Genomic DNA, 22,233 nt, shown 5'->3' with positions numbered 1-22,233 from the left:
TTGTTTTAATCTTTTATAAATAACGCGATATAATTAACGCTTGTGTCTCGTGTGATGCGCCAGCGTGGTGGAATGAAGGTCATGCCATTAAGGGCAATGAGGCGCAGTCCAGCTTGGGATGCCATAGTATCAAGATCAGCAGGGCGAATGAATTTTTTCCAGTCATGTGTGCCAACCGGTAAAAGGCGCAGGAGATATTCTGCTCCTAATTTTGCCATGAAGAATGACCGTACCGTCCTGTTGAGTGTCGAGAGAGCGATGTAGCCCCCTGGGCGTGTTAAAGCTGCCAGCAAATGTAGAAATGCTTGTGGGTCTCGCACATGCTCAATGACTTCGAGGGCTGAAACAACGTCAAATTGGCATTGCTGGTCAACGAGCTCTTCGGCGTTGCCTGCTTTGTATGTCAATGATTGCGCTGAATGCGGAAGGGGAGCTTTTTCTTGATGCTCCTTAGCCGCTGAGATGGCCTCTGCGCTGGCATCGACACCTAATGTTTTGAACCCTAGTTTTGCAAAGCTTTCGCTGGCAAGTCCGGCTCCACAGCCGATGTCTAGTAAGGAAGGAGGAGCTTCCGCTTGGAAGACAGCAGGAGGAATATGGTCTTTGACCCATGAGGTACGAAGAGGATTCATTGCGTGCAGTGGCGCCATGGGGCCGCGTGGATCCCACCATTGTTGAGCGAGCGCGCTAAAATGATCAATTTCTTCATCCACAACTGAAGAACTGGAGGGGGAATGCTCAGCGGATGTCATAGTCAGTCCTTATGCGTAGAATATATGTTTTCTGCCACGTTTCATCTGGACGGGAAAGAGAGGGAACGGTATGTGGAGTGGGTATTTGCGTACTTATTCGCCTAAATTTATCGGAGCTAAAGGTCTAGATGTCCATGCCTGATTGTGTAGGAGGCGGTGATGGTGACACCGTTTTGCCAACTGTGACACAAAAAACACCCCAAACGATTGTCATGAAGTTTGGCGGGACATCTGTTAAAGATCTAGACCGAATTCGTAGCGTCGCTCAAAAAGTTCAGACAGAACGTCAGAAAGGGCGGCGCGTTGCTGTTGTTGTGTCTGCGATGTCGGGCGTAACCAACCAAATGGTTCAATATTGCCATGGACTCGATCCAGAAGCGGATGCGTGTGAGTACGATGCTGTTGTCGCTTCGGGAGAACAGGTCACGAGCGGGCTTTTAGCGATTGCGTTGGGCGCAATTGGCGTTCCTGCACGTTCATTCCAGGGTTGGCAGGTGCCTCTTTTGACTGATGAGGCACACGGTTGTGCGGCTATTGAGCGTGTTGATGGACGTGCCGTTAAAGAATGTCTGGAGCAAGACATTGTTCCGGTGATGGCAGGGTTCCAAGGTGTTGATAAAGCACAGCGGATCGCCACTCTAGGCCGTGGTGGGTCTGATACATCAGCTGTTGCTTTGGCTGCGGCGATTGGAGCCGACCAATGCGATATTTATACTGATGTTGACGGGATTTATACAACCGACCCGCGGATTGTAAAACGCGCCAAGCGTTTGGAGCGTATTACGTATGAGGAAATGCTGGAGCTAGCGTCAGTTGGTGCCAAAGTATTACAGACTCGTAGTGTCGGGCTCGCGATGCGTGAGAATGTGAAGGTACGTGTTCTGTCGTCTTTCACAGAAACTGATGACAGTAGCGGTACACTTGTTGTGGAAGAGGATGATAGCGTGGAGAAAGAACTCGTCGCCGGGATTGCTTACTCGCAAGATGATGCGAAGATTACGATCCGTAACCTTCCGGATGAACCGGGTATTTCCGCAGCTATTTTTGGGCCATTGTCTGGCGCTGGTGTCAATGTAGATATGATTGTGCAAAGTATTGGTGTTGATCACAGCACGAATATGACTTTCACAGTCAGTAAAAAAGAAGAAGCACGTGCTTGTGCTTTGCTGGAAGGAATGAAATCAGAGATTCGCTATGGCGAGCTCACAACCTCTCGCGATGTGGTTAAGATCAGCGTCGTTGGTGTTGGTATGCGTTCTAACACTGGTGTTGCGGCAAAGATGTTTCGTACATTAGCTGAACGAGGAATTAATATTCAGGTTATTTCCACGAGCGAGATTAAGATTTCTGTTTTAATTGACGCTGAATATACAGAATTGGCCATGCGTGCATTGCACACAGCCTATGGATTAGACGCTAAGAAGGAAGATTAAGTTCATGACGGATATTGCCTCAACAGATGACGCGCAAGCACGTGAAACCCTTCAACGTCTATGGAAGCCAGGTTGTGACTTCTTAGGAAGTGAATTGGCCATTCTTGGCGGTGCGATGTCTTGGGTTAGTGAGCGCAACCTTGTTTCGGCTATTTCTAATGCAGGTGGGTTTGGTGTTATTGCATGTGGCGCCATGTCCCCCGAGCGTTTAGAGGAAGAGATTGTTGCTACTCAAGCGCTGACGAAACGTCCTTTTGGTGTCAACTTGATTACTATGCATCCAGAGTTGGATGCACTGGTGAACGTGTGTTTAGCTCATAACGTCACTCACATTGTACTTGCCGGGGGGGTGCCAACGGGGGCGACTATCCGCCGCGTACGTGACGGTGGTGCGCGGGCGATTGGCTTTGCACCAGCTCTAGCTTTAGGGCGTCGTCTTATTAAAATGGGGATCGAAGCTCTCATTATTGAAGGGTCAGAGGCTGGTGGTCATGTAGGCCCCGTTTCGCTGAACGTACTTGCTCAAGAAATTCTTCCCCACGTGACAGAGGTTCCGGTCTTTGTTGCAGGTGGATTGGGGCGTGGGGACGCGATCGTCTCTTATCTGGAGCAAGGAGCGGCAGGAGCGCAGCTTGGCACGCTTTTTGCTGCGTCTCAGGAAAGTATCGCTCATGAAAACTTCAAGGCCGCTTTCCGCCGGGGCAATGCGCGTGACGCGACAGTTTCTGTTCAGCTTGATGAGCGTTTCCCTGTTATTCCGGTGCGCGGTCTGGCTAATGCAGCAACCCGTCACTTCATGAAACATCAAGCCGAAATGTTACGTCGTTTTCAGGCGGGCGATATTGAGCGTGAAGCCGCTCAGCTGGAGATTGAACATTTCTGGTCTGGGGCTTTGCGTCGGGCTGTTGTTGAAGGTGACGTTGATAACGGATCGCTCATGGCTGGGCAGTCTGTTGGTATGGTAAAAGAAATTAAACCTGTATCTGATATTACCTCAATGCTCGTCGAACAGGCGATTGCTGCGCTTAAGCGTCGTGAAGGGCGTGTTCATCCTCCAAAATAATGGTAGCCAAGAAACCATTTGGAGTGTTTAGCTAGAGTCAATAGTCGATCTGACTGGTAAAGAGGGGTTCTGTCCGTGCCTGAGCTGCGTTCTGATAAGCAAGGTTCTGAGCAGTCAAGTATCGGCTTGATGTTAAAAGCGCGGCGTGAGCAGTTGCAATGGCCTCTGGAGGATATTGCAGAAAGTTTGCGTCTGCGTTTATCAACACTTGAGGCTTTGGAGAGTGATGCTTACGACCAGCTTCCCGGGAGGACCTATGCGCTTGGTTTCCTCAAAAGCTACGCAACGTATTTAGGCTTAGATGCTGAGCAGCTCATGGCTGCGCTTGATCGACAGCGGCTTGCGCAGGCTGATCGTAAAGGAAACCCATCATTTGCGTTGCCACAGCCGCGGAGCGAACATGGTTTGTCGGTCGGTGTGCTTGTGAGCATTGGTATAGTAGCCGTTGGAGTTGCTTATGCAGGCTGGTATCACTTTTCTAGCCATGTCACATTACCACGTGTGACACCGCCAGCGGTTACGTCTGAAGAGAATGTGTCCTCTTCATCGTCCAATGCGGCGAAAACGGGTGCGAATCCTGCGTCTCAGCTCCCATCTGTTCCCTCTTCTGGTATGGAGGGCGAGCAGCACGGTACGCCTACGTCCACGCATGAAACAGCTGGACAGCAAGCCGATTTAACACCAGATCCTTCACCGCTTGATGAGAAATCGAAGAGCAATCAGGAAGCGGGCACTAAGTTAACGCCGTCCACAGGCAATAGTAGCTCAAATTCGGCGCAAAATGCCGAGGGGAATAATTCACCGTTTGTAGCGAAGTCCGCGCAAGAAGCACCTCATGCCGATTCACATCGTGAAACAGTACCCTCTGCTGGCAGTTCAGGGGTTGTTTCTGATGATCACACGGTAACGGTGGTTATGACGCAGGATAGCTGGGTGCAAATTAAAAATGCCCAGGGGAAAGTGGTTCAATCACGCTTGATGAAAAAGGGCGAGACCTGGCAGGGGCGTGATGAGGAAGGGCCTTATCATCTTACAGCAGGCAATGCGGGCGGTGTCGTTGTGCAAGCTGGTTCTGTTACAAGTGCGCCATTAGGGCGTGAAGGGACAGTCCGACATAATGTCACTTTGGCATCGCAAGACATCATAAATGGCCAGTATGGCCGTAGCGAAAATAGCCCACAAACAGCTCATTGAGAGCAGAAATAATGTGATTGCATCATTCTTAATGAGGAAGGTGCTGGAACATTGCGGCACATCGCATTAAATAGACAACAGATTTGTTTATATCCGCTTAGTTTTATCATGAGTCCGAGGGTCGGTCTCAGAGAGGTTGTTCATGAGCAGTATTCGTCCTTATCAGCATATTGAGCGTCGCAAGTCGCGGAAGATTTACGTCGGCAATGTGGCCGTTGGTGGTGATGCCCCAGTATCTGTGCAAACCATGACCAATACGCTGACAACGGATATCGAAGGGACAATCGCTCAGATACGTAAAGCTGAGCTTGCCGGTGTTGATATTGTGCGTGTCTCGTGCCCCGATGAGGCCAGCACAAAAGCGCTGAAAACGATCGTTGAAGAGGTGAATACGCCAATCGTTGCGGATATTCACTTTCACTATAAACGTGCGATTGAAGCGGCCGAGGCCGGAGCGGCATGCCTGCGTATTAATCCAGGCAATATTGGTAAGGCAGAGCGTGTTCGCGAAGTCGTGAATGCTGCACGTGATCATGGTTGCTCCATTCGTATTGGTGTGAATGCCGGTTCTCTTGAGAAGCATTTGCTGGAAAAATACGGGGAGCCAAATCCTGAAGCGCTTGTCGAAAGTGCGCTTGAGCATGCACGCATTTTGCAAGATCATGATTTCCATGAATTTAAAATTAGCGTCAAAGCATCGGACGTGTTTATGGCTGTTGCGGCTTACCAGCAGCTGGCTGAATGCTGTGATCATCCCCTTCATATTGGGATCACAGAAGCAGGCTCGAAGCGTGCAGGGACAGTAAAGTCAGCCCTTGGGCTTGGGAATTTGTTATGGGCTGGTGTGGGTGATACGATGCGTGTTTCTCTTTCAGCTCCTCCTGAAGAGGAAGTGTTGGTCGGGTGGGATATTCTTAAATCCCTCGGCTTGCGCCATCGCGGTGTGAAAATTATTTCCTGCCCATCCTGTGCACGTCAGGGCTTTAATGTGGTGGAAACGGTGCAAACTCTTGAGGAGCGCCTACAGCACATTAAAACACCGATGACACTTTCTATCATTGGTTGCGTGGTTAATGGGCCGGGTGAAGCGCTTATGACTGATATTGGTGTGACGGGTGGTGGCCAAGGACGCCATATGGTCTATGCTGCTGGTAAGCAGGATCACACCATGCCCGCTGATGATATGGTCAATCATATTGTCGAGCTTGTCGAAAAGCGTGTGAATGCTATTGAAGCCGCTAAGGCTGAAGGCGAGACAGCAAAAGTAATGGATCCGGCGGCACAATAATGGCACGTTTGCAACCTGTAAGAGGGACACATGATATTTTAGGCGATGACATGCTGCGTCATCGCCATATCGTTGAGACAGGACGGGCTGTTTTTGCGCGTTATGGCTTTTCTGAGTGGGCGACACCAATCTTTGAAGAAACGCGCGTCTTTGCGCGTTCATTGGGCGAAACGTCTGATGTCGTGTCTAAGGAGATGTATAGCTTTCAGGATCGTGGCGGCGAAAGCTTAACGCTCCGTCCTGAGGGCACAGCGAGCATTGCGCGTGCGCTGGTCTCGAATGCTTTGGCACAATCTTTGCCACAAAAGATTTTCTACCAAGGGCCGATGTTTCGTTATGAGCGCCCTCAAAAGGGACGGTACCGGCAGTTCCACCAAATTGGTGCAGAGCTGATTGGTGCAGAAGGCCCGCTGCGTGATGCTGAAACGATCGCTATGGCGCGTGACTTTTTGGTCTCTCTTGGCTTAGGTGAGGGAATACGGCTGGAGCTGAACACGCTTGGGGATCTTTCTAGCCGTCTGGCATGGAGAGAAGCGTTGGTTGCGTATTTCCAACAGCATGCAGACCAGCTTTCAGAAGAAAGCCGCACGCGTCTTGAAGCTAACCCGTTACGGATTTTAGACAGTAAGTCAGAGCAAGACCGTCGTTTATTAGCAGATGCGCCTGCTTTTGATGACTATCTTAATGATGAGTCCCGCCAGTTTTGGGACGAGCTGCGTGCGACATTAAAAGCCTTTGGGATTGCTTTTGTTGAAAATCCAAGGATTGTCCGCGGGCTTGATTATTACAGCCATACGGTTTTTGAATTCGTGACTGATAAGCTCGGTGCTCAAGGAACTGTTCTGGCCGGTGGCCGCTATGAAGGCCTTGTGGAAGAAATGGGAGGCCCTGCTGTTCCTGCGATTGGTTGGGCTGCTGGAATTGAACGCTTGGCATCTTTGATTGAGCTGCCTGAGCAGAAGACGACGGGCATTGCGATCGTGCCTTTGGGCCAAGAGGCAACCTTGCAAGGGGCTGCTATCGCTCAACGCTTACGTGATCGTGGCTTGGTCGTGTCGATTGAAACCCGAGGCGCGATGAAGAAGCGTATGGATCGTATCGTCAAATCAGGGGCAACACATGTTGTGTTCCTCGGAGATGACGATTTGCAGCGTGAGGTTGTGCAGTTGCGTGATCTCTCAACGCGGGAGCAAAGTGAAGTCTCTGTTTCTGATATCGCAACCGTTTTGGAAAACGCATTATCTGTATGAGTTCTGCTATTGATCATCGCCTGGAGCAGATTGTGGCTCGGTTTGAAGAGCTTCAAGCGCTTATGTCATCGACAGAAGGGGCGGGAGAGGATTTCGTGCGGTTGTCGCGTGAATATGCCTCACTCGAAGAGCCTGTAGCGGCTATTCGGGCTTGGCAGGATGCGCTCTCTCGTCGTGATGATGCGCAGGCTTTGGTTGAAGATCCGGAATTTCGTGAACTGGCAGAAGGGGAGCTGCAAGCACTTAAGGAGCAGCTTCCCAGTCTAGAACATGCCATGCAGCTTGCGTTGCTTCCTAAAGATAAAGCCGATGAGGGTAGCGCAATTTTGGAGGTGCGCCCCGCTGCGGGAGGGGACGAAGCAGGCTTGTTTGCAGCGGAACTCTTTGAATCCTATCGCCGTTATGCCGAAAAGCGGGGATGGCGTTTTGAGGTTATGTCGCTGACAGAAAATGAGGTGTCAGGTCTCAAAGAAGGGATTGCCACTATTTCTGGTAACGGGGTATTTGCGCGATTTAAGTATGAATCTGGCGTGCATCGCGTCCAACGTGTTCCGGCAACGGAAAATCAAGGACGTATTCATACATCGACTGTGACGGTTGCGGTGCTTCCTGAGGCGGAAGAAGTGGACGTAGAGGTGCATGATGATGACTTGCGTATTGACGTCTATCGTGCATCAGGAGCTGGCGGACAACATGTGAACAAGACCGAAAGTGCGGTTCGAATAACGCATATGCCGACAGGGCTTGTGGTTGCCATGCAGGAAGAGAAAAGCCAGCATCGCAACAAAGCAAAAGCGATGCAGATTTTGCGGGCACGGTTGTATGAGCAAGAGCGCCAGCGTGCTCATAATGATCGCGCTGCTAACCGTAAAGCGCAGGTTGGAACGGGGGATCGCTCAGAGCGTATCCGAACCTATAATTTCCCACAAAATCGGGTAACAGACCATCGAATCAACCTCACACTCTACAAAATTACTTCCATCATGGGAGGAGATTTTGATGAAATCGTGGACGCGTTGACTCATCATGAGCAAATGGAGCTTTTGACCGAAACGTCCGTGCATTAACTCCTTTTAGGAGTTGGACACTGTACAACGGTTGGAGTGGCCATTTCTGTGGTCAGCAGAAGGGTCGCTCTCGTCTTCATCAACGAGGAAGAAGTCAGTGAAATTGCGTGTCCCTACGGCTTCATAATGATGCCCATCGGGATGGTGTAGTACACCGTCGCTGCTGACGATGTGTGTTTCAGGATGACCATGACGCGTAATTGTGATGGTTCCGCAGAGACTATAGGAGACATTCTCGCGGCCAACGGGCAAAGCAATTGTGGCGTGTTCGATGGAATGGTTCAGATCAAGACGAAAAGTCGCGGCTAGATGATCATTAATGTAAAGATGGGAAATTTCAGAAATCTCGTCATGAGCACGACCGTCTGTGACGGTAAAGCTGCCTCCAACCAGTCCATCTGGGGGAGAGCTATTTTGCGCACGTGAAGGCGCTATGGTGAGCATGATCATGCAAAGAAGAGATAAATGATGGAGTCGTCTCATTATGGTTCATCCCAAACAATCGGAGATACAATGAGCGCATCTTTGTCACAGCGCAAGGAGCTTCTTGTGCGGGAGGCTCGATCTGTCTTGCAGCAAGCGGGCGTGGAAGATCCTTCAAGAGAAGCGCATTTGCTCTTGGAATGGGTATTAAAAAAAGACCGTTTGGCGATGCTAAGTCTCTTAGAGGTGGGAGCTGAGGATGCTGCTCGTTATCGTCAGGTTGTCCAGCGACGAGCCAAACGAGAGCCTTTTGCGTTTATTACAGGGGAACAAGGCTTTTGGACGCTTGATCTGTCAGTTTCTCCAGAAACGTTAATTCCAAGAGGGGATAGCGAGGCTTTGATTGAAGCGCTTCTTGCCTGTGGCCCTGAGCGGAATAAGGAGCTTTCGTTCTTAGATTTAGGGACTGGGACGGGATGTTTGTTGTTAGCTGCTCTTGCTGAATATCCTCGGGCAACGGGGGTCGGTGTTGATATTGCGGAGGGTGCCGTTCGTCTCGCTCGTCATAATGCGCAGCGTAATGGGCTGGGTGAGCGTGCGCGCTTTAAAGTTGGCTCTTGGGCTGAGGGGATCACAGGGCCTTTTGATGTGATTTTGTCTAACCCACCTTATATTGAGCGTGATGTTGTCGCGCAGCTTATGCCAGAAGTAGAGCATTACGAACCTCATCGTGCGCTTGATGGCGGGAATGATGGCTTGGAGGCTTATCGGCTTTTGTGCCAAGAACTGCCACGTTTATTAAGCGCAACAGGGATAGCGATTTTTGAGCTAGGGCTCAGGCAGGAAGAGGCTGTAACGCAGCTGGCTGAATCTCAGGGATTGCACAAGTTGCGGTGCCATACTGACTTAGGCGGGGTTCCGCGTGCTCTGGTTTTAGCGCGATCTTAGAAAACAGGTTGGCTTGTGAGAGTAGAATTGGTAGAACTTGTTTGCATGAGGCGGGAGCAGGGCGTGAGCTCAGAAGAAAAATGTCCCAGCACGTGTGAGTATCCTCATCCCTACGTAGAAAATATTCTTTTGAACTGATGGAAGAGATCGGGGATGGGTTATTGTTTTGAGAAGCCATCGGAACGCAAATTACAGGTTAGAAGACTATGAAGCGTATGAGAAGCCGCCATCACCGTTCTGGAGGCGGTGGGGGAGCATCGCGTGGTAATAACGGTCAGATTCCTCTGAACCGGAATCATGTTTTTGAAAGTAATGGTCCGGATATACGCGTACGCGGAACGGCTCAGCAACTCTCGGAAAAATATCTTCAGCTCGGACGGGATGCGACAGGTACAGGTGACCGTGTGCAGGCGGAAGCTTACTTTCAGCATGCTGAACATTATTTTCGTATTCTAAATGCGATGAATCAAGCAGCCCAGACAGCACAGCAAGAACGTGCAGAGCGCCAGCGTGCATACGAGCAAGGCCGGCAAGAGCGTCGTGAGCGCCGTGAAGAGCCGGGATCTGGGGATGTGGAAGAGCATGGGGCAGCTGACAGAGAAGCGCAGCCACCAGTGCAAGAAGCACCACGTCCGCCGCGTGGTCGTCGCCCTAAAAATGTTGTAGAACCGCCAGTTGAGTAATGTGATTGGTTGTGAAGGAGGAGAGAAGTTTAGCTTCTCCCTTCTTCTATGATAGAGATAGAAATACAGACATTCCTACAACTGAGTAGGAATACTTCATATCAAAACCATTTTTAGGGGAATATAAAGATGGTAGCGGCGGACGGATTTGAACCGCCGACCAAGGGATTATGATTCCCCTGCTCTACCACTGAGCTACGCCGCCATCTTTAAGGTAACGAACCTGTTGAAGTCCGTCGTTGAGTGGGTTTTTATGATATCTTTGAGGGGGTGTCAACCAAGGAAGTAAGAAGAATATTTCTATTTTTGGTTTATTTTTCCTAGATACCCTGTCACTCTGCACCCCTAAAAATCCCGCCAACTGGAGAACTTTGTCGTTGTCGCAGCATTTTACCGGAATTTTGTTTGCGTTTAGCAATGCGTTATCGTGGCTTCCGGGGTCGGTTGTCTCTGTGGTTATGCTGGTCATTGTGGGGCTGGCGGCATACTACTTTGGTCAGGGAACGATCAGCCTACTTCTAAAGATCCCCGGCACGCGTAGCGTTGCGATGCTTCGGAATGTTGTGCATGCGCTGCGTCGTCCATCACGGATTATCGTCACGTTGCTTGCATTGTTGGCGGCTCTACCTGCAGCAACGGGTTTGTCTTTTGAGACAGAGCAAACGCTTCAGCTTGGCTTTCTTTTTGCGTTGATTTTGGTTGTCGGAACATCGGTGATCATCAGTTTGCGTTTGATGACAGAAGCTTATCTCGCTCGTTTAGCAAAGCGTGATTATGCAGATGACATTATGGTGCGTGCTCATCAAACGCAGATTAAGGTTCTCAGACGGCTTGGTGAAATTTTAATCGGGATCATCACTGTGGCATCAGCTTTGATGCTTTTCCCGTCTGTGAAACAATATGGGGTGTCGCTCTTTGCGTCTGCTGGTGCAGCATCGCTGGTTGTGGGTTTGTCTGCTCGTGGGCTTTTGACGAATCTTATTGCTGGGGTACAAATTGCTATAACCCAGCCAATTCGCATGGAAGATCTCATCATTATTAACGGTGATTGGTGCTGGGTCGAGGAAATTACAGCAACCTATGTGGTGCTCCGTGTGTGGGATTGGCGGCGCTATATTGTTCCTATTTCGTATTTTCTGGAAAATCGTTTTGAAAATTGGACACATAATTCTGAAGCTATTACAGGGCTCGTCGTGATGTGGCTCGATTTTGATGCACCTATGGAGGAAATACGAGAAGCGCTGCGAGAAATTGTCCGTGCTTGTCCTCTCTGGGACGGGAAAATCTTCGACGTTCAAGTGTCGGACTTTGACCATAGCGCGATGAAAATCCGGATCACAGCGAGTGCCCGTAATGCGATGCAGAGCTGGGACTTGCGCTGTGATATTCGTGAAAAAGCGATCGCACGTATTCGCGAAGAATTTCCGCAAGCTCTACCACGAACCCGCATGTCTCTCGTGAAAGCAGGGGAGAGAATGGTTCCAGCTCCTGCTCAAGAAACGGATGATGATATTCTATCTCCACCCATCAAGCGTCCTCCACCGGGGAGCTACACGGGGCCTTCTTCTTTCTAAGAGACGCTGTGGTGACGAAATGTCAATTATGGCCCTTTGTTCTGGGCCATAACTGAATTTTTTTTACCGTAACATTGATAGGTCAGTACACCCAGCGCCACATATGTGATGATCAGGATAAGGGGAACTGGGTTTCCCATTATAACAGCGTGAAACATATTGATGGTGAGTGGTAGAGCCATCAGAATACAAAAAACAATACCTAATGTTGGCACAATACCAATCCATATGCCCTTAATCGTCAAACCACCGAGAGGGACTTTAAAGGGGCGTGTTGCATCTGGTGCTTGATTACGCTGCCAGATAACGGTGAAGCAGACAATTGCAAAAGCCAGAGCGGTGCCGATCGAGACAAGATCGCTGATAATGTCAATCGGCATGGTTGCCGTCATGAAGCCGACGAGAGCCCCAATGATGAGTGTACCTAGCCAAGGCGTGCGGAATTTGGGATGAATACGGCTGAATATTTCAGGGATAAGGCGGTCTCGTCCCACTGTAAGAAGAACGCGTGTTTGCCCATACATGAGGCCAAGAAGAACGGAGCAAAGGCCAATCGTAGCACCTGAATTAACAAGAAGAGCTAGCCACGGTTTGTGCATGGTTTTTGTGGCTATGGCCAAAGGGTCTGCTACGTTGAGGCTACGATAGGGGACGATACCAAGAAGAACAGCAGCAACGGCAACATAAATAATGGTGCATATAACAAGACTGCCGATAATTCCGATAGGAATATCACGTGTTGGATTACGTGCCTCGGCAGAGGCGGTGGAGACGGCTTCAAACCCGGCATAAGCAAAAAACATAATAGAAGCCGCACGGAAAATACCGGTGATGCCGTAATGAAAGTTTCCCTCAGAAGGGGGGATAAAGGGGTGCCAGTTAGCAGGATTAACGAAGCTGATGCCCATGATGAGAAACAGCAGCAATACTCCCACTTTTAAACCAACGACGACGGTATTAAAGCGGGCTGATTCTTCCACGCCTCGTACAAGAAGGGCTGTGACGGCACATACCGCAAGGAGACCAACCAGGTCTATCTGCCAATGGTAGGTAAGAACGGTATCGTCTCCACCGGGGAGAGGCTGGAGTGTTGAGTGGGTAAGAAAAGCAGGGATATGGAGGTTGAATGTATCAAGCAGCGACGTGAGATAGCCTGACAAACCCGAGGCGACCCCTGTGCAGGAAATGCCGTATTCCAACAACAGAAGCCAGCCAACAGTCCAAGCAGCTTTTTCTCCCATGGAGATATAGGCGTAGGAATAGGCCGAGCCAGAAACAGGGAAAGAGGAAGCAAGCTCGCCATAACATAGGGCGGTAAAGAGGCAGGCGGCTGCTGCAATTAAAAACGATAGTAGAATAGAGGGGCCAGCATAATTGGCTGCTGCTGTCCCCGTCATGACGTAAACACCAGCCCCCACGGTCGTGCCGACGCCCATAAAGAGAAGTTGCGTGGCGGTAAGGCTGCGCTTGAGAGGGTGGTTGTTGTTTTCCGCCGCAATATGTTCCAGAGTTTTCCGGCGACTGTTCTGGGAAGGGGCAGGGCTGGTCATGGATTTTAGATGCTGTCTCATAAAGCGGTGAGCCACAAAGGCGTAGAAAGCCTTGTCTCATGGCGCAGTCTTGTCGTTCTGTAAATGGCCTAGAGGGTATTGAGCAGGCGCTTCTATGCGCGAGAGACCCTATCGATCACGTTTCTCAGAGCGGTGTTGTGAAGCCATGAGAGAATGCTTCCTTCCGTAAAAGATGTAGGTTCCGGCCCCTAAAGCGAGGTAGATCAGTAAGATCAGAAGAGGGATAGGGTTTCCGGTTAAAATGGCATGAGCCATGTTTAAAAACAAAGGGGCAATCATCACAAAACAGCAGAAGATTCCTAAGGATGGGACGGTGCCAAGCCAGAAACCTTTGATGCGGATTCCACCTAAGGGAACACGGAAGGGACGTGGGGTATTAGGTGCGTAATTACGTTGCCAGATCACGGTAAAACAGACCATCGCAAAAGCAAGTGTCGTGCCGATACAGAGGAGATCCCCAATCAGGGCGATGGGGAGGGTTGCGGTCATGCTTCCCATGATGAGGCTGAGTACCATTGTGCCGCGCCATGGCGTTTTGAAGCGTGGATGAATATGGCAAAATAGGCGCGGAATAAGCCCATCATTCCCAATGGTCAGCAGAACGCGTGATGCAGCATAGAGCAGTCCGAGCAAAACAGAGCAGAGGCCGATGGTTGCTCCTGTGTTCACGAAGAGAGCGAGCCAAGGTTTGCCCATGACTTTGGTAGCAACAGCAAGCGGGTCAGCAACATCAAGATCATGATAAGGGACAATCCCGAGCAACACAGCAGCGATGGCACAGTAAATGAGTGTGCAGATAATAAGGCTGCCAATAATGCCAATCGGAACGTCTCGTGTGGGATTGCGTGCTTCTGCTGAGGCTGTTGAGACGATTTCAAAACCACCATAGGCGAAAAAGATAATCGACGCCGCGCGAAAAACCCCAGCAATGCCGAAGTGAAAATTTCCTTGGGACGGGGGAATGAAAGGGTGCCAATAAGCAGGATGAATAGCGCTTAGGCCTATGATGAAAAAGAGACCTAATACACCGACTTTGAGCGCGACGAGTAGGTTATTAAAACGCGATGACCCCTCATTCCCACGAGCGAGAAGCATCCCCATAATCATAACCACCATAAAGCCGACAAGATTGAACCCATGATGGACTGTAAGGGCACTGCCATGAGAGCCGGGGCGAGGTTGAAGGGTGGATTGCGTGACGATAGGGGAGAGATGGATGTGACAGGTTTCTAATAAGGAGACGAGATATCCTGATAGGCCGGAGGCAACCGCCGTCCCTGCGACGCTATATTCTAGTAAAATAAGCCATCCGACAGCCCAAGCTGCTTTTTCACCCATGGAAAGATATGCGTAGGAATAGGCCGATCCAGAGACAGGAAAGGAGGAGGCCAGCTCTCCATAACAAAAGGCTGCAAATAGACAGGCTGCAGCGGCAATGAGAAATGAAAGAAGAACGGCGGGCCCAGCATATTCGGCAGCGGCTGTGCCTGTCATGACATAAACGCCAGCCCCAACCGTGGTTCCGACCCCCATGACCAGTAATTGTAAGGCAGTGAGGTTACGTTTAAGCCCTTGTGAGGCAGTCGTGCCTGCGATTTGCTCCATCGTTTTGCGGCGTGAGGATGAAGAGCGAGAGGAGCTTTGGGGAGCAGTCATTGGGGCATCGCTTTACGATAAAATAATTCGGAATCGAAAGGTATAAGACACTCATGCCGAGGAAGAATACAGGTGTAAAGAGAAAGCTAGGGCGTTGTTAAAGCACCAACCAAAGACCGGATCCGATACCTGCGATGATGCAATAGATGCCGAAAGGGGTTAGAGCCTTATTGTCTTCTTCGTTAAAAAAGCGGAGCAATAAGCGAGAGCAAATAAGCGCTGTGAGGCCTGCTACGACAGCACCGATAAGGGACTGTTCAATGATTGAAGTGCTGAGTGAAAGATGACGCATCTGCCAAGTTTCTTTCGCAGTTGCTGCGAGAATAATGGGCTGTGCGAGGAGGAGTGAAAAACGCGTTGCAGCGAGGGCACTGAGGCCCCGTGTTAGTCCCCCATTAATCGTGGCTCCTGAGCGAGAGAGGCCAGGGAGAAGAGCCAAACATTGCCAGCAACCAATGATAAAGGCATCTTTCAGACTAAGTTGAGCAATATCACGAAGGGTGGGAGAGGATGTGCGTTTTAAACGCCATTCTGTTGCGAGGAGCAACACACCATTCAGCGTTAGAAAACTCGCTACGGCGAGAGGCGTTGCAAAAATAGCGCGCAGATGATGCTCGAATAATCCGCCAATGATAACGGCAGGGATGGTTGCAACGACGAGCCGAATACAGAGATGGAGCGCTTGTGTGCGTCCACGGGTGCCATCAAGGCCGCAAATCCCGCGTATGATCCCCACCCAGTCACTCCAAAAGACGTGTGCGAGCGCGACAAGCGTACCAACATGGAGCATTGTCAGGAATGGGAGGAAAAATGGGCTATGTTGGTCAAGTGACCAATGAAGCAGGCTCGGTAAAAGAACAGCATGCCCAAGGCTACTGACAGGGAAGGGTTCGGTAATCCCTTGGGTAATGGCGAGAATAAGAGCCTGTAATAAAGTCATAAGGGTCGCATACTCCATCTTTGCTCATGCTATTATTGACGGGACATGGTAGGGTGTCAAAAGCTTGACCGTGTCAGATGATGGTTACTCTCCACGGAACGAAGCATCGTGTGAGATATTGAGTGTTAATGTGAGGGCCAAGAGAATGCGCAGCATGATCAAGGGACGTGGGGGAGCTTTCTTAGCAAGTGCCGCAGTGCTGTGCTTAGCTGGTGGTTTTTTGCTGTATGGAGCGCGCCTATCACAAGGGCCAGTTGGTGACTTAGCAACGTATCATGCGTCTTTTCCCTCAGCCAACGGTTTGGCTAAAGGGGCGGGTGTTGAGCTGGGCGGAGTGAGTGTTGGGCATGTTGAAGCGATTACGCTGAACTCAGAGCTTGCGATTGCAGATGTGCGCTTTGATGTTGAAAAATCCATCCGCCTGCCTTCAGACACAGCGGTGACCATTGGGGCCCCAACGATGTCGGGTGACAATGTTTTGAAAATTCTACCGGGGAAGAGTGCGTCTTTTTTGGCAGAGGGCAGCACGATCATAGATGCCCGGCCGTTGCTGTCGCTTGAACAGCAAATTAGCAATTATATCTTCAATGCCGGCAAGCTGTAAGGGCCGAAGGAGAGGGGAATTCTCCTTCGATTTCTAAGAATCAATCATTCGTAGGATAGGAAGAGAGAAGGCGCCGTTGCTTGAGCCATGAAAACAGCATGGAGAAAGCGCCAGAGCTCTTCCAACCCTCTTTCTTTTTGGCGGCTCCAATGAGAAAGGTCTGACGATAATGGTAGAATTGCGTTTTATACGCTTCCCATAGAGTAGTGCGACGATCCCATATATGAATCGCTTCAGATCCGACCCCGTTAATTTCAATAATGGAAAATCCTTCTCCGCGACGTAAGGCCTCAACAGAGGTAGCTTTTACGTCAATACGGCCGAAGTGAAAGTCCGGAATATCGGTCATGATCGCGTTAATGCGCTGCGTGAGGGATTCTGTAATGTCATTGCGCCCATCGCGGAAGATAGAACCTTTGCAGTGGTTTCCTGCGAAAACGAGCGGGAATTTTTCTCCTTTTGCAAGAACCGACTGCTCTTGCCCTTCAAGGCGTGGAAGATAAAGCTGAGGTACTTGGCTCATGCGTGGGTCTTGCATCACAAGCTCATGAAGCGTTGACGTACCATCGCCTATCAGGAGAGGGGCCTCTTTATACGTAAGGGACGTGATGTGGCCGTTTTCTTCATGCGGGTGACGAATGTAGAAAATGCCAACTTCAATTGGGGCTGTAATAAGTTCTTGCACCAACAGAGCCACACCTGTTGGGAAGAGTGGCAGAACATGTTCAAGCATGGCCCGGTCTGCAACAAGGCGCACTCCCGTGCCATTGCAGCCAATATCAGGCTTAACAACGACAGGAAATGTGGTGCCCATATCATCCATGGCATCAAGTACTTCCTGTAACGCTGTAGGGCCGTTGTAAAAAACGCGATAAGGAGCGATGGCTTCCCGTGCGATAGGGCCGGCCATATCCAAGATAGAGCTTTTACTTTCCCCGCATAGGCCACCCGTTTCAATACGAGGGTTTGCAGCTGTAGCAACGCTGAGATCACGATAGCGCAGGCCCATGATGATCCAGTACAGGACAATAGGCGTGTAGAAGACCGATCCTGGCCAGAATTCGAACAGGGAGAGAGGGTTCTGTTCTTTGGTCTTATCGGTCATGAATCTACTGAACTCACACGTTGGATATGGGCAATAAAACGGCCCATGAGAACGATACATAAAACAAAGCCGATAATGCCGGCCCAACGCCATCCGCCCTGATGGGCCAGAAGCCACCCTCCAATACGCAGCGACAGCAAAAACAGCAAGCTTGTCCAGACGAGTGTTGCGACAATGGCGGTTAAAGCAAAAGAAAGGAAAGGCGCCTTAAAGAAGCCACAGGCTGTGTACAAAGGAAGGCGTGCCCCAGGGACAAAACGAGAAATGGCAACGACCTTGATGATATTGCGCGAAAACCAACGCTGGGCTTGTTTCTCACTAGGGAGGGTCAAAAAGCGTTTTAGAAATGGCCAATGAGCGCCACCGAGCCCGAGCAGGTAGAGCCCGAGGTCACCGAGGACAACACCAACATAAAGCGCACAAAGCGCTGCAAAAAGGTTGATCTGATGAGCTTGCGTTGCAATGGCTGAGAGAACCGTTGCGACATCTTCTAAAATAAAGGTGCCAGCAATGATACTGAGTGCCTTTAACCAAAGAGGCTGGGATGCCAGAATAGGGCCAAGACGGATCATGAGAGAGACAATATTGTGAACATGGCCAGTGATTGTGCCATGTTGGGGAAGGTTCGACAATTACCGAAATGTTGAAAAGAACCCATTTTGATTTTCTGAACATATAACGACATAAGCGTAGTTGGAGGGCTTTTAATGGAGCGGCGATATTTTCTGGGCGCTTTGGTGGGCAGTGTGGCGGCATCGCAGAGCGGCTGGGCACGTTCTATGACAGCCCATAAGGCTAAGAGTTATCAGGCTTTTTGTGCATCCGTTCGTCGTGATGCTTTAGAGCAGGGTGTTGCAAGCCAAATATTAGATGAGGCTTTTGCGTGTACAAGGCAGCCTAATCAAAAAGTCCTGAAAAGAGACCGACATCAGCCAGAATTTACGTTGAGCTGGAGCCAGTATAGAGCGCGTGTTGTGCGCGATGAGCGGTGCCAGCAAGGGCAACGTTTATACCAAGATATGCGCCAAAATATGGACAGTATTTGCCAGCGTTTTGGGTGTGATCCAGCGGCTGTGATGGGAATATGGGGGCTGGAATCAGGTTTTGGTGCGAGTCAGGGGAGTTTCAACGTGATTGATGCTCTCGCGACGCTGGGCTTTGACGGACGGCGAGCGGCATTTTTCCGTCAAGAACTTATCAAGGCGTTGATTATTTTAGGCCAAGGGCAAATTGCCCCAACGCGTATGCTGGGGAGCTATGCGGGGGCGATGGGGCAGGTACAGTTTATGCCGAGCGCGTATCTACGCTTTGCTGCCGATGGTAATGGTGATGGACGTAAAGATATTTGGAATACGCAAGCGGATATTTTCGCCTCAGCAGCGAACTATCTTGCTAAAAGTGGGTGGGTGTTTGGAGAGCCTTGGGGCGAAGAAGTCACAGTTCCTTTAGGGGAAACGCTAAATGATGGGAGCAAAGGCGCGTCAACGTCCCGTCATGCTTCCCAGCGTACGGTAGCGGACTGGGTCAGTGCGGGTGTGCGTGGGCTCAATGGCCGTGCTCTTGAGCCGTCGCAACGGTTGGCTAAACTTGTGCAGCCTGATGGGCCCGGTGGGCAAGCCTTTTTAGTGTATCGTAATTTTCGGGTGCTACGTGCCTATAATCCGTCCGATTATTATGCCTTGGCAGTTGGTCTGCTTGGGGATCGTTGTACGGTTTAAGGAACGATCTAGACCGTAGAGGGTCGGAGCGTTAGTAAAAGAAAGAAGAACATCACGATGGGAACGGCTACGATAGTGCGTTCGGTCAAGATAGATGCGGGGATAAGCGTGCAGACAAGACGTTCTCTTATGAGTGGAATAGCCGGCATCTCGGCCGTGTCAGTCCTTTCAGGGTGGTCATTAGGGGAGGCCTCGGCTGCGGCTCGTGCGAAAGCGCATACTCAAAAAGGCTCAAAGTCTGCGCGTGCAGAGGGTGCCGAAGCGCCCGCTGAAGGTGTTGCGACGACACCTGCAGGATCTTTTATGACCTCTGCACGCTGGGCGTATGTTCTCAACAGCACGACCGGTACCGTGTTGCTTGAAAAAGACGCAGACCAGAGAATGCCGCCATCATCGCTGACGAAGATGATGACGGCTTATGTTGTTTTCGCCTTTTTAGCCTCCGGTCGCATTCAGCTTGATCAGCATTTCCCTGTGAGTGACAAAGCGTGGCGTATGCAGGGGTCAAAGATGTTTGTCCCCCATGGTGAAAATGTGTCCGTGCGTGAGCTGATTCAGGGAATGCTCATTCAGTCTGGGAATGATGCCTGTATCGTTCTGGCAGAAGGGATTGCTGGGTCAGAAGCGCGCTTTGTTGAGATGATGAACCAAGAAGCTGGGCGTCTGGGGTTAACAGGGTCGCATTTTATGAATGTGACAGGCTGGCCAGACGATAATCACTACATGACGGCACGTGATGTTGGACGCGTTGCGCAGCATCTTATCCGTGATTTCCCGCAATATTATCCATTTTTTGGGGAAAAAGAATTTACCTTTAACCATATCCGCCAAGGTAATCGGAATGTGTTGGTGGATAAAGGTCTCGCAGATGGGTTAAAAACAGGTCATACGGACGCAGGTGGGTTCGGGTTATGTGCGAGTTCATTGCGTAATGGTACCCGGGTGATTGTGGTTCTGAATGGCACGCCATCGTCCAATGAGCGGGCGCATGAAGGCGAGCGCCTCATGTCGTGGGCTTTTGAAACCTTTGAAACGGTGACTTTTGTTAAAAAAGGTCAGGTTCTGGAGGCACGCGCACCTGTCTGGATGGGGCAAGAGCGCACTGTTCCTCTGATCGCCCCCTCGGATGTGAGTATGACGATCCCAGTTGGGTGGCGCCAGCTTGTGCAGATTAGTGTCGATTATCCATCGCCTATACGAGCGCCTGTAAGAGCGGGGCAGGAATGGGGGCGTGTGTCGGTGACTGTTCCAGGGCATTTCACACAGACACAGTCCCTTCTTGTGGGACAGTCGGTAGAAGCTTTAGGGCTTGTTGGGCGTGCACTATCTCGGTTGGGTTATGGTTCTTCACACTAAAAACGGTTTCTTTATTTCTCTAGAAGGGGGCGAAGGGGCTGGGAAATCCACCCAACTTCGTCATCTTTCTGAATCTCTAAAGGCGGATGGACTGCCTGTCTGTCAAACGCGAGAGCCAGGCGGCACCCCTGGGGCTGAGGCACTGCGCCGGCAGCTTCTTTTTGGTGAGGAAGCTTTGTCGTGGAAAGCTGAAGTCATGACGCATATGGCTGCGCGCTGTGACCATTTGGATCATCAAATTCTTCCCGCGTTGGCGGCTGGTCATGTGGTGGTGTGCGATCGTTTTCACGATTCGACATGGGCTTATCAAGGATATGGCATTGGCTGCGGAGAAGCGGATAAGCTCTCTTTCATTCGCTCACTTCGTCAGCTTGTCGGACATGAGCCAGATCTGACGTTTTGGCTTGATGTGCCTTTGGAGGTTGCGCAACGCAGGGTGGTTCAACGTCAAGGCCCAACAGATCGTTATGAAGGACAGGCCGAAGCATTCCACCAGCGCGTGCGCGAGGGGTTTTCTCAAGCCTATCAGCAGCAAACAGACCGAATGATTCGTGTTGATGCGGCACGTTCTGAAGAAGAGGTGCATCATGCTCTTTATGCGCTCGTGAAAGAGCGTTTAAGCGCGCGTGGCCTTTTATGACGATGCCGTCTCCTCGGCAAACAGAAGAGCTCTTTGGTCATCATGAGGCTGAGCAGTGTTTTCTGGATGCGTTTCAAACGGAACGCCTTCATCACGCTTGGCTTATTTCCGGCCCCGCGGGAATCGGGAAAGCGACACTTGCTTTCCGATTGGCACGTCATCTCCTCAAGGGGGATGACCCTATGAGTCCGACGGGACGGCGTGTCCGAGCGGGAACGCACGGTGATTTGTTGGAAATCTCACGTCAGATAGACCCACGTAAAGGGCGGCTACGTGGGGAAATCACTGTGTCCGATGTGCAGCCTATCCAAAACTTCCTTCATCACACGGCAACAGAGGGCGGCTGGCGTGTTGTGATTGTTGATGGAGTGGAGTTTCTTAATCGTTTTGCAGCCAATGCGCTTTTGAAAATTTTGGAAGAACCGCCCGCCCAAACCGTACTGCTGCTGACAACGACGGCCCCTGGGGCTTTGTTACCGACATTACGCAGTCGGTGCCGCCGCCTTGCGCTTTCTCCATTGTCGGATGACGCTATGCGCGCTGTATTGCCTCATGTACCTATGGACGTTATTAAACGCGCGCATGGTTCACCGGGGCGAGCTCTTTTTCTGGCACGTGACAAAGATGGGCGCATTGCTGCCTTGGCACAGCATGCCTTGGAAGGTCAGCTAATGGAAAGCGCTTTATGGCAAGAGATTGGCCAGCTTGCCCGTGAGGCAGACGGTTTCGCTTTGTTGTGTGATTTGTTAGGTGAAGGTATCGCACAACGTGCAAGACACGCCGCACAATATGGCGATCTTGCTGGGGCTGCGCGCTTTGCTGAGAAAAAAAGTGCTCTTGAGACCCTGCGTTCTCAGACAGAATCCTTTAGTCTAGACAAAGGGCAGGCGATGAGGCAGGCCTTTGATATGGTTTCCAGCTTGGAGGCCTCTCGTCTTTTATAAATGTAAGATCAAATGCAGGATAAT

Annotated in this window: 21 protein-coding genes and 1 tRNA gene; 14 read left to right on the top strand and 8 right to left on the bottom strand. The window is 50.6% G+C overall.

What is annotated here, in order from left to right; genetic code table 11:
* Positions 1-5: 5 nt before the first annotated feature.
* The gene (ubiG, locus tag GS535_RS02355) at positions 6-752 is read right to left on the bottom strand and encodes a bifunctional 2-polyprenyl-6-hydroxyphenol methylase/3-demethylubiquinol 3-O-methyltransferase UbiG (protein WP_160792275.1); all 747 of its coding nucleotides are present in this window, start codon (positions 750-752) and stop codon (positions 6-8) included.
* Between the two features lie 128 nt (positions 753-880).
* Here ubiG and GS535_RS02350 point away from each other — a divergent pair, with 128 nt between their 5' ends.
* From GS535_RS02350 to prfA, 6 genes are all read left to right on the top strand, one after another.
* On the top strand, positions 881-2,185 hold the full coding sequence (locus GS535_RS02350; RefSeq protein WP_370518160.1) for an aspartate kinase: 1,305 nt from the start codon (positions 881-883) through the stop codon (positions 2,183-2,185).
* A 4-nt stretch (positions 2,186-2,189) separates the two neighbouring features.
* Positions 2,190-3,248, top strand: a complete 1,059-nt coding sequence (locus GS535_RS02345; RefSeq protein ID WP_160792274.1) for a nitronate monooxygenase family protein — start codon at positions 2,190-2,192, stop codon at positions 3,246-3,248.
* Between the two features lie 75 nt (positions 3,249-3,323).
* Positions 3,324-4,442, top strand: coding sequence for a helix-turn-helix domain-containing protein (locus tag GS535_RS02340; RefSeq protein ID WP_160792273.1), 1,119 nt, complete (start codon positions 3,324-3,326; stop codon positions 4,440-4,442).
* Positions 4,443-4,584: 142 nt separating this feature from the next.
* Positions 4,585-5,730 (top strand): flavodoxin-dependent (E)-4-hydroxy-3-methylbut-2-enyl-diphosphate synthase, encoded by a 1,146-nt coding sequence (gene ispG / locus GS535_RS02335; RefSeq protein ID WP_160792272.1) that lies wholly within the window; start codon positions 4,585-4,587, stop codon positions 5,728-5,730.
* Positions 5,730-6,980, top strand: coding sequence for a histidine--tRNA ligase (gene hisS, locus GS535_RS02330; RefSeq protein WP_160792271.1), 1,251 nt, complete (start codon positions 5,730-5,732; stop codon positions 6,978-6,980). Before ispG ends, hisS begins: the two co-directional genes overlap by 1 nt.
* On the top strand, positions 6,977-8,047 hold the full coding sequence (gene prfA, locus GS535_RS02325) for a peptide chain release factor 1 (protein ID WP_160792270.1): 1,071 nt from the start codon (positions 6,977-6,979) through the stop codon (positions 8,045-8,047). Before hisS ends, prfA begins: the two co-directional genes overlap by 4 nt.
* 6 nt (positions 8,048-8,053) lie before the next feature.
* Here the strand turns inward: prfA and GS535_RS02320 are convergent, their stop codons facing one another.
* Positions 8,054-8,530 carry a hypothetical protein gene (locus tag GS535_RS02320; RefSeq protein ID WP_237442173.1) on the bottom strand — a complete coding sequence of 159 codons (477 nt, stop codon included), beginning with the start codon at positions 8,528-8,530 and terminating at the stop codon, positions 8,054-8,056.
* On the opposite strand from GS535_RS02320, the gene prmC reads away from it, so the two are divergent.
* Both prmC and GS535_RS02310 read left to right on the top strand, forming a co-directional pair.
* Positions 8,516-9,418, top strand: coding sequence for a peptide chain release factor N(5)-glutamine methyltransferase (prmC, locus tag GS535_RS02315; RefSeq protein ID WP_202401630.1), 903 nt, complete (start codon positions 8,516-8,518; stop codon positions 9,416-9,418). The genes GS535_RS02320 and prmC overlap by 15 nt on opposite strands.
* A 206-nt stretch (positions 9,419-9,624) precedes the next feature.
* Positions 9,625-10,101, top strand: a complete 477-nt coding sequence (locus GS535_RS02310) for a DUF4167 domain-containing protein (protein ID WP_160792269.1) — start codon at positions 9,625-9,627, stop codon at positions 10,099-10,101.
* Between the two features lie 130 nt (positions 10,102-10,231).
* Here GS535_RS02310 and GS535_RS02305 read toward each other — a convergent pair.
* Positions 10,232-10,306, bottom strand: a tRNA-Met gene (locus GS535_RS02305).
* 172 nt (positions 10,307-10,478) lie between these two features.
* Between GS535_RS02305 and GS535_RS02300 the strand changes: the two genes are divergently transcribed.
* A complete protein-coding gene (locus GS535_RS02300) occupies positions 10,479-11,675 on the top strand; it encodes a mechanosensitive ion channel family protein (protein ID WP_160792268.1) in 1,197 nt (398 codons plus the stop codon).
* Positions 11,676-11,701: 26 nt separating this feature from the next.
* Here the strand turns inward: GS535_RS02300 and GS535_RS02295 are convergent, their stop codons facing one another.
* The 3 genes from GS535_RS02295 to GS535_RS02285 all read right to left on the bottom strand — a co-directional run bounded on the left by GS535_RS02295 (position 11,702) and on the right by GS535_RS02285 (position 15,842).
* Positions 11,702-13,225, bottom strand: a complete 1,524-nt coding sequence (locus GS535_RS02295) for an APC family permease (protein WP_160792393.1) — start codon at positions 13,223-13,225, stop codon at positions 11,702-11,704.
* A 129-nt stretch (positions 13,226-13,354) separates the two neighbouring features.
* A complete protein-coding gene (locus tag GS535_RS02290) occupies positions 13,355-14,902 on the bottom strand; it encodes an APC family permease (RefSeq protein WP_160791979.1) in 1,548 nt (515 codons plus the stop codon).
* A gap of 97 nt (positions 14,903-14,999) precedes the next feature.
* On the bottom strand, positions 15,000-15,842 hold the full coding sequence (locus GS535_RS02285) for an undecaprenyl-diphosphate phosphatase (protein WP_160791980.1): 843 nt from the start codon (positions 15,840-15,842) through the stop codon (positions 15,000-15,002).
* A 145-nt stretch (positions 15,843-15,987) separates the two neighbouring features.
* Here GS535_RS02285 and GS535_RS02280 point away from each other — a divergent pair, with 145 nt between their 5' ends.
* A complete protein-coding gene (locus tag GS535_RS02280; RefSeq protein ID WP_018979599.1) occupies positions 15,988-16,446 on the top strand; it encodes an MlaD family protein in 459 nt (152 codons plus the stop codon).
* Between the two features lie 40 nt (positions 16,447-16,486).
* On the opposite strand, the gene GS535_RS02275 is transcribed toward GS535_RS02280, so the two are convergent.
* Together GS535_RS02275 and GS535_RS02270 are read right to left on the bottom strand one after the other, a co-directional pair.
* Positions 16,487-17,551: a D-alanine--D-alanine ligase gene (locus GS535_RS02275; protein WP_160791981.1), complete on the bottom strand. Its 1,065-nt coding sequence runs from the start codon at positions 17,549-17,551 to the stop codon at positions 16,487-16,489.
* Positions 17,548-18,123, bottom strand: a complete 576-nt coding sequence (locus GS535_RS02270) for a DedA family protein (RefSeq protein WP_160792242.1) — start codon at positions 18,121-18,123, stop codon at positions 17,548-17,550. The genes GS535_RS02275 and GS535_RS02270 overlap by 4 nt, the downstream gene beginning before the upstream one ends.
* Before the next feature lie 135 nt (positions 18,124-18,258).
* On the opposite strand from GS535_RS02270, the gene GS535_RS02265 reads away from it, so the two are divergent.
* From GS535_RS02265 to GS535_RS02250, 4 genes are all read left to right on the top strand, one after another.
* Complete coding sequence (locus tag GS535_RS02265; RefSeq protein ID WP_160791982.1) at positions 18,259-19,269, top strand: lytic transglycosylase domain-containing protein; 1,011 nt, start codon at positions 18,259-18,261, stop codon at positions 19,267-19,269.
* A gap of 129 nt (positions 19,270-19,398) precedes the next feature.
* A complete protein-coding gene (locus GS535_RS02260) occupies positions 19,399-20,625 on the top strand; it encodes a D-alanyl-D-alanine carboxypeptidase family protein (RefSeq protein ID WP_237442172.1) in 1,227 nt (408 codons plus the stop codon).
* A complete protein-coding gene (tmk, locus tag GS535_RS02255; protein WP_160791984.1) occupies positions 20,609-21,265 on the top strand; it encodes a dTMP kinase in 657 nt (218 codons plus the stop codon). Before GS535_RS02260 ends, tmk begins: the two co-directional genes overlap by 17 nt.
* Positions 21,266-21,267: 2 nt before the next feature.
* The gene (locus GS535_RS02250) at positions 21,268-22,209 is read left to right on the top strand and encodes a DNA polymerase III subunit delta' (RefSeq protein ID WP_160792243.1); all 942 of its coding nucleotides are present in this window, start codon (positions 21,268-21,270) and stop codon (positions 22,207-22,209) included.
* Positions 22,210-22,233: the final 24 nt, after the last annotated feature.

Source organism: Saccharibacter sp. EH611 (assembly GCF_009834765.1).
GTDB lineage: Bacteria > Pseudomonadota > Alphaproteobacteria > Acetobacterales > Acetobacteraceae > Saccharibacter.
This window is presented reverse-complemented; position numbering and strand designations above follow the sequence as displayed.

Coding starts and splice junctions, on each gene's coding strand:
- ubiG (WP_160792275.1), bottom strand. CDS start 752: ATGACATCCGCTGAGCATTCCCCCTCCAGTTCTTCAGTTGTGGATGAA.
- GS535_RS02350 (WP_370518160.1), top strand. CDS start 881: ATGTCCATGCCTGATTGTGTAGGAGGCGGTGATGGTGACACCGTTTTG.
- GS535_RS02345 (WP_160792274.1), top strand. CDS start 2,190: ATGACGGATATTGCCTCAACAGATGACGCGCAAGCACGTGAAACCCTT.
- ispG (WP_160792272.1), top strand. CDS start 4,585: ATGAGCAGTATTCGTCCTTATCAGCATATTGAGCGTCGCAAGTCGCGG.
- hisS (WP_160792271.1), top strand. CDS start 5,730: ATGGCACGTTTGCAACCTGTAAGAGGGACACATGATATTTTAGGCGAT.
- prfA (WP_160792270.1), top strand. CDS start 6,977: ATGAGTTCTGCTATTGATCATCGCCTGGAGCAGATTGTGGCTCGGTTT.
- prmC (WP_202401630.1), top strand. CDS start 8,516: ATGGAGTCGTCTCATTATGGTTCATCCCAAACAATCGGAGATACAATG.
- GS535_RS02320 (WP_237442173.1), bottom strand. CDS start 8,530: ATGAGACGACTCCATCATTTATCTCTTCTTTGCATGATCATGCTCACC.
- GS535_RS02310 (WP_160792269.1), top strand. CDS start 9,625: ATGAAGCGTATGAGAAGCCGCCATCACCGTTCTGGAGGCGGTGGGGGA.
- GS535_RS02295 (WP_160792393.1), bottom strand. CDS start 13,225: ATGACCAGCCCTGCCCCTTCCCAGAACAGTCGCCGGAAAACTCTGGAA.
- GS535_RS02290 (WP_160791979.1), bottom strand. CDS start 14,902: ATGACTGCTCCCCAAAGCTCCTCTCGCTCTTCATCCTCACGCCGCAAA.
- GS535_RS02285 (WP_160791980.1), bottom strand. CDS start 15,842: ATGACTTTATTACAGGCTCTTATTCTCGCCATTACCCAAGGGATTACC.
- GS535_RS02280 (WP_018979599.1), top strand. CDS start 15,988: ATGCGCAGCATGATCAAGGGACGTGGGGGAGCTTTCTTAGCAAGTGCC.
- GS535_RS02275 (WP_160791981.1), bottom strand. CDS start 17,551: ATGACCGATAAGACCAAAGAACAGAACCCTCTCTCCCTGTTCGAATTC.
- GS535_RS02270 (WP_160792242.1), bottom strand. CDS start 18,123: ATGATCCGTCTTGGCCCTATTCTGGCATCCCAGCCTCTTTGGTTAAAG.
- GS535_RS02265 (WP_160791982.1), top strand. CDS start 18,259: ATGGAGCGGCGATATTTTCTGGGCGCTTTGGTGGGCAGTGTGGCGGCA.
- GS535_RS02260 (WP_237442172.1), top strand. CDS start 19,399: ATGAGTGGAATAGCCGGCATCTCGGCCGTGTCAGTCCTTTCAGGGTGG.
- tmk (WP_160791984.1), top strand. CDS start 20,609: ATGGTTCTTCACACTAAAAACGGTTTCTTTATTTCTCTAGAAGGGGGC.
- GS535_RS02250 (WP_160792243.1), top strand. CDS start 21,268: ATGCCGTCTCCTCGGCAAACAGAAGAGCTCTTTGGTCATCATGAGGCT.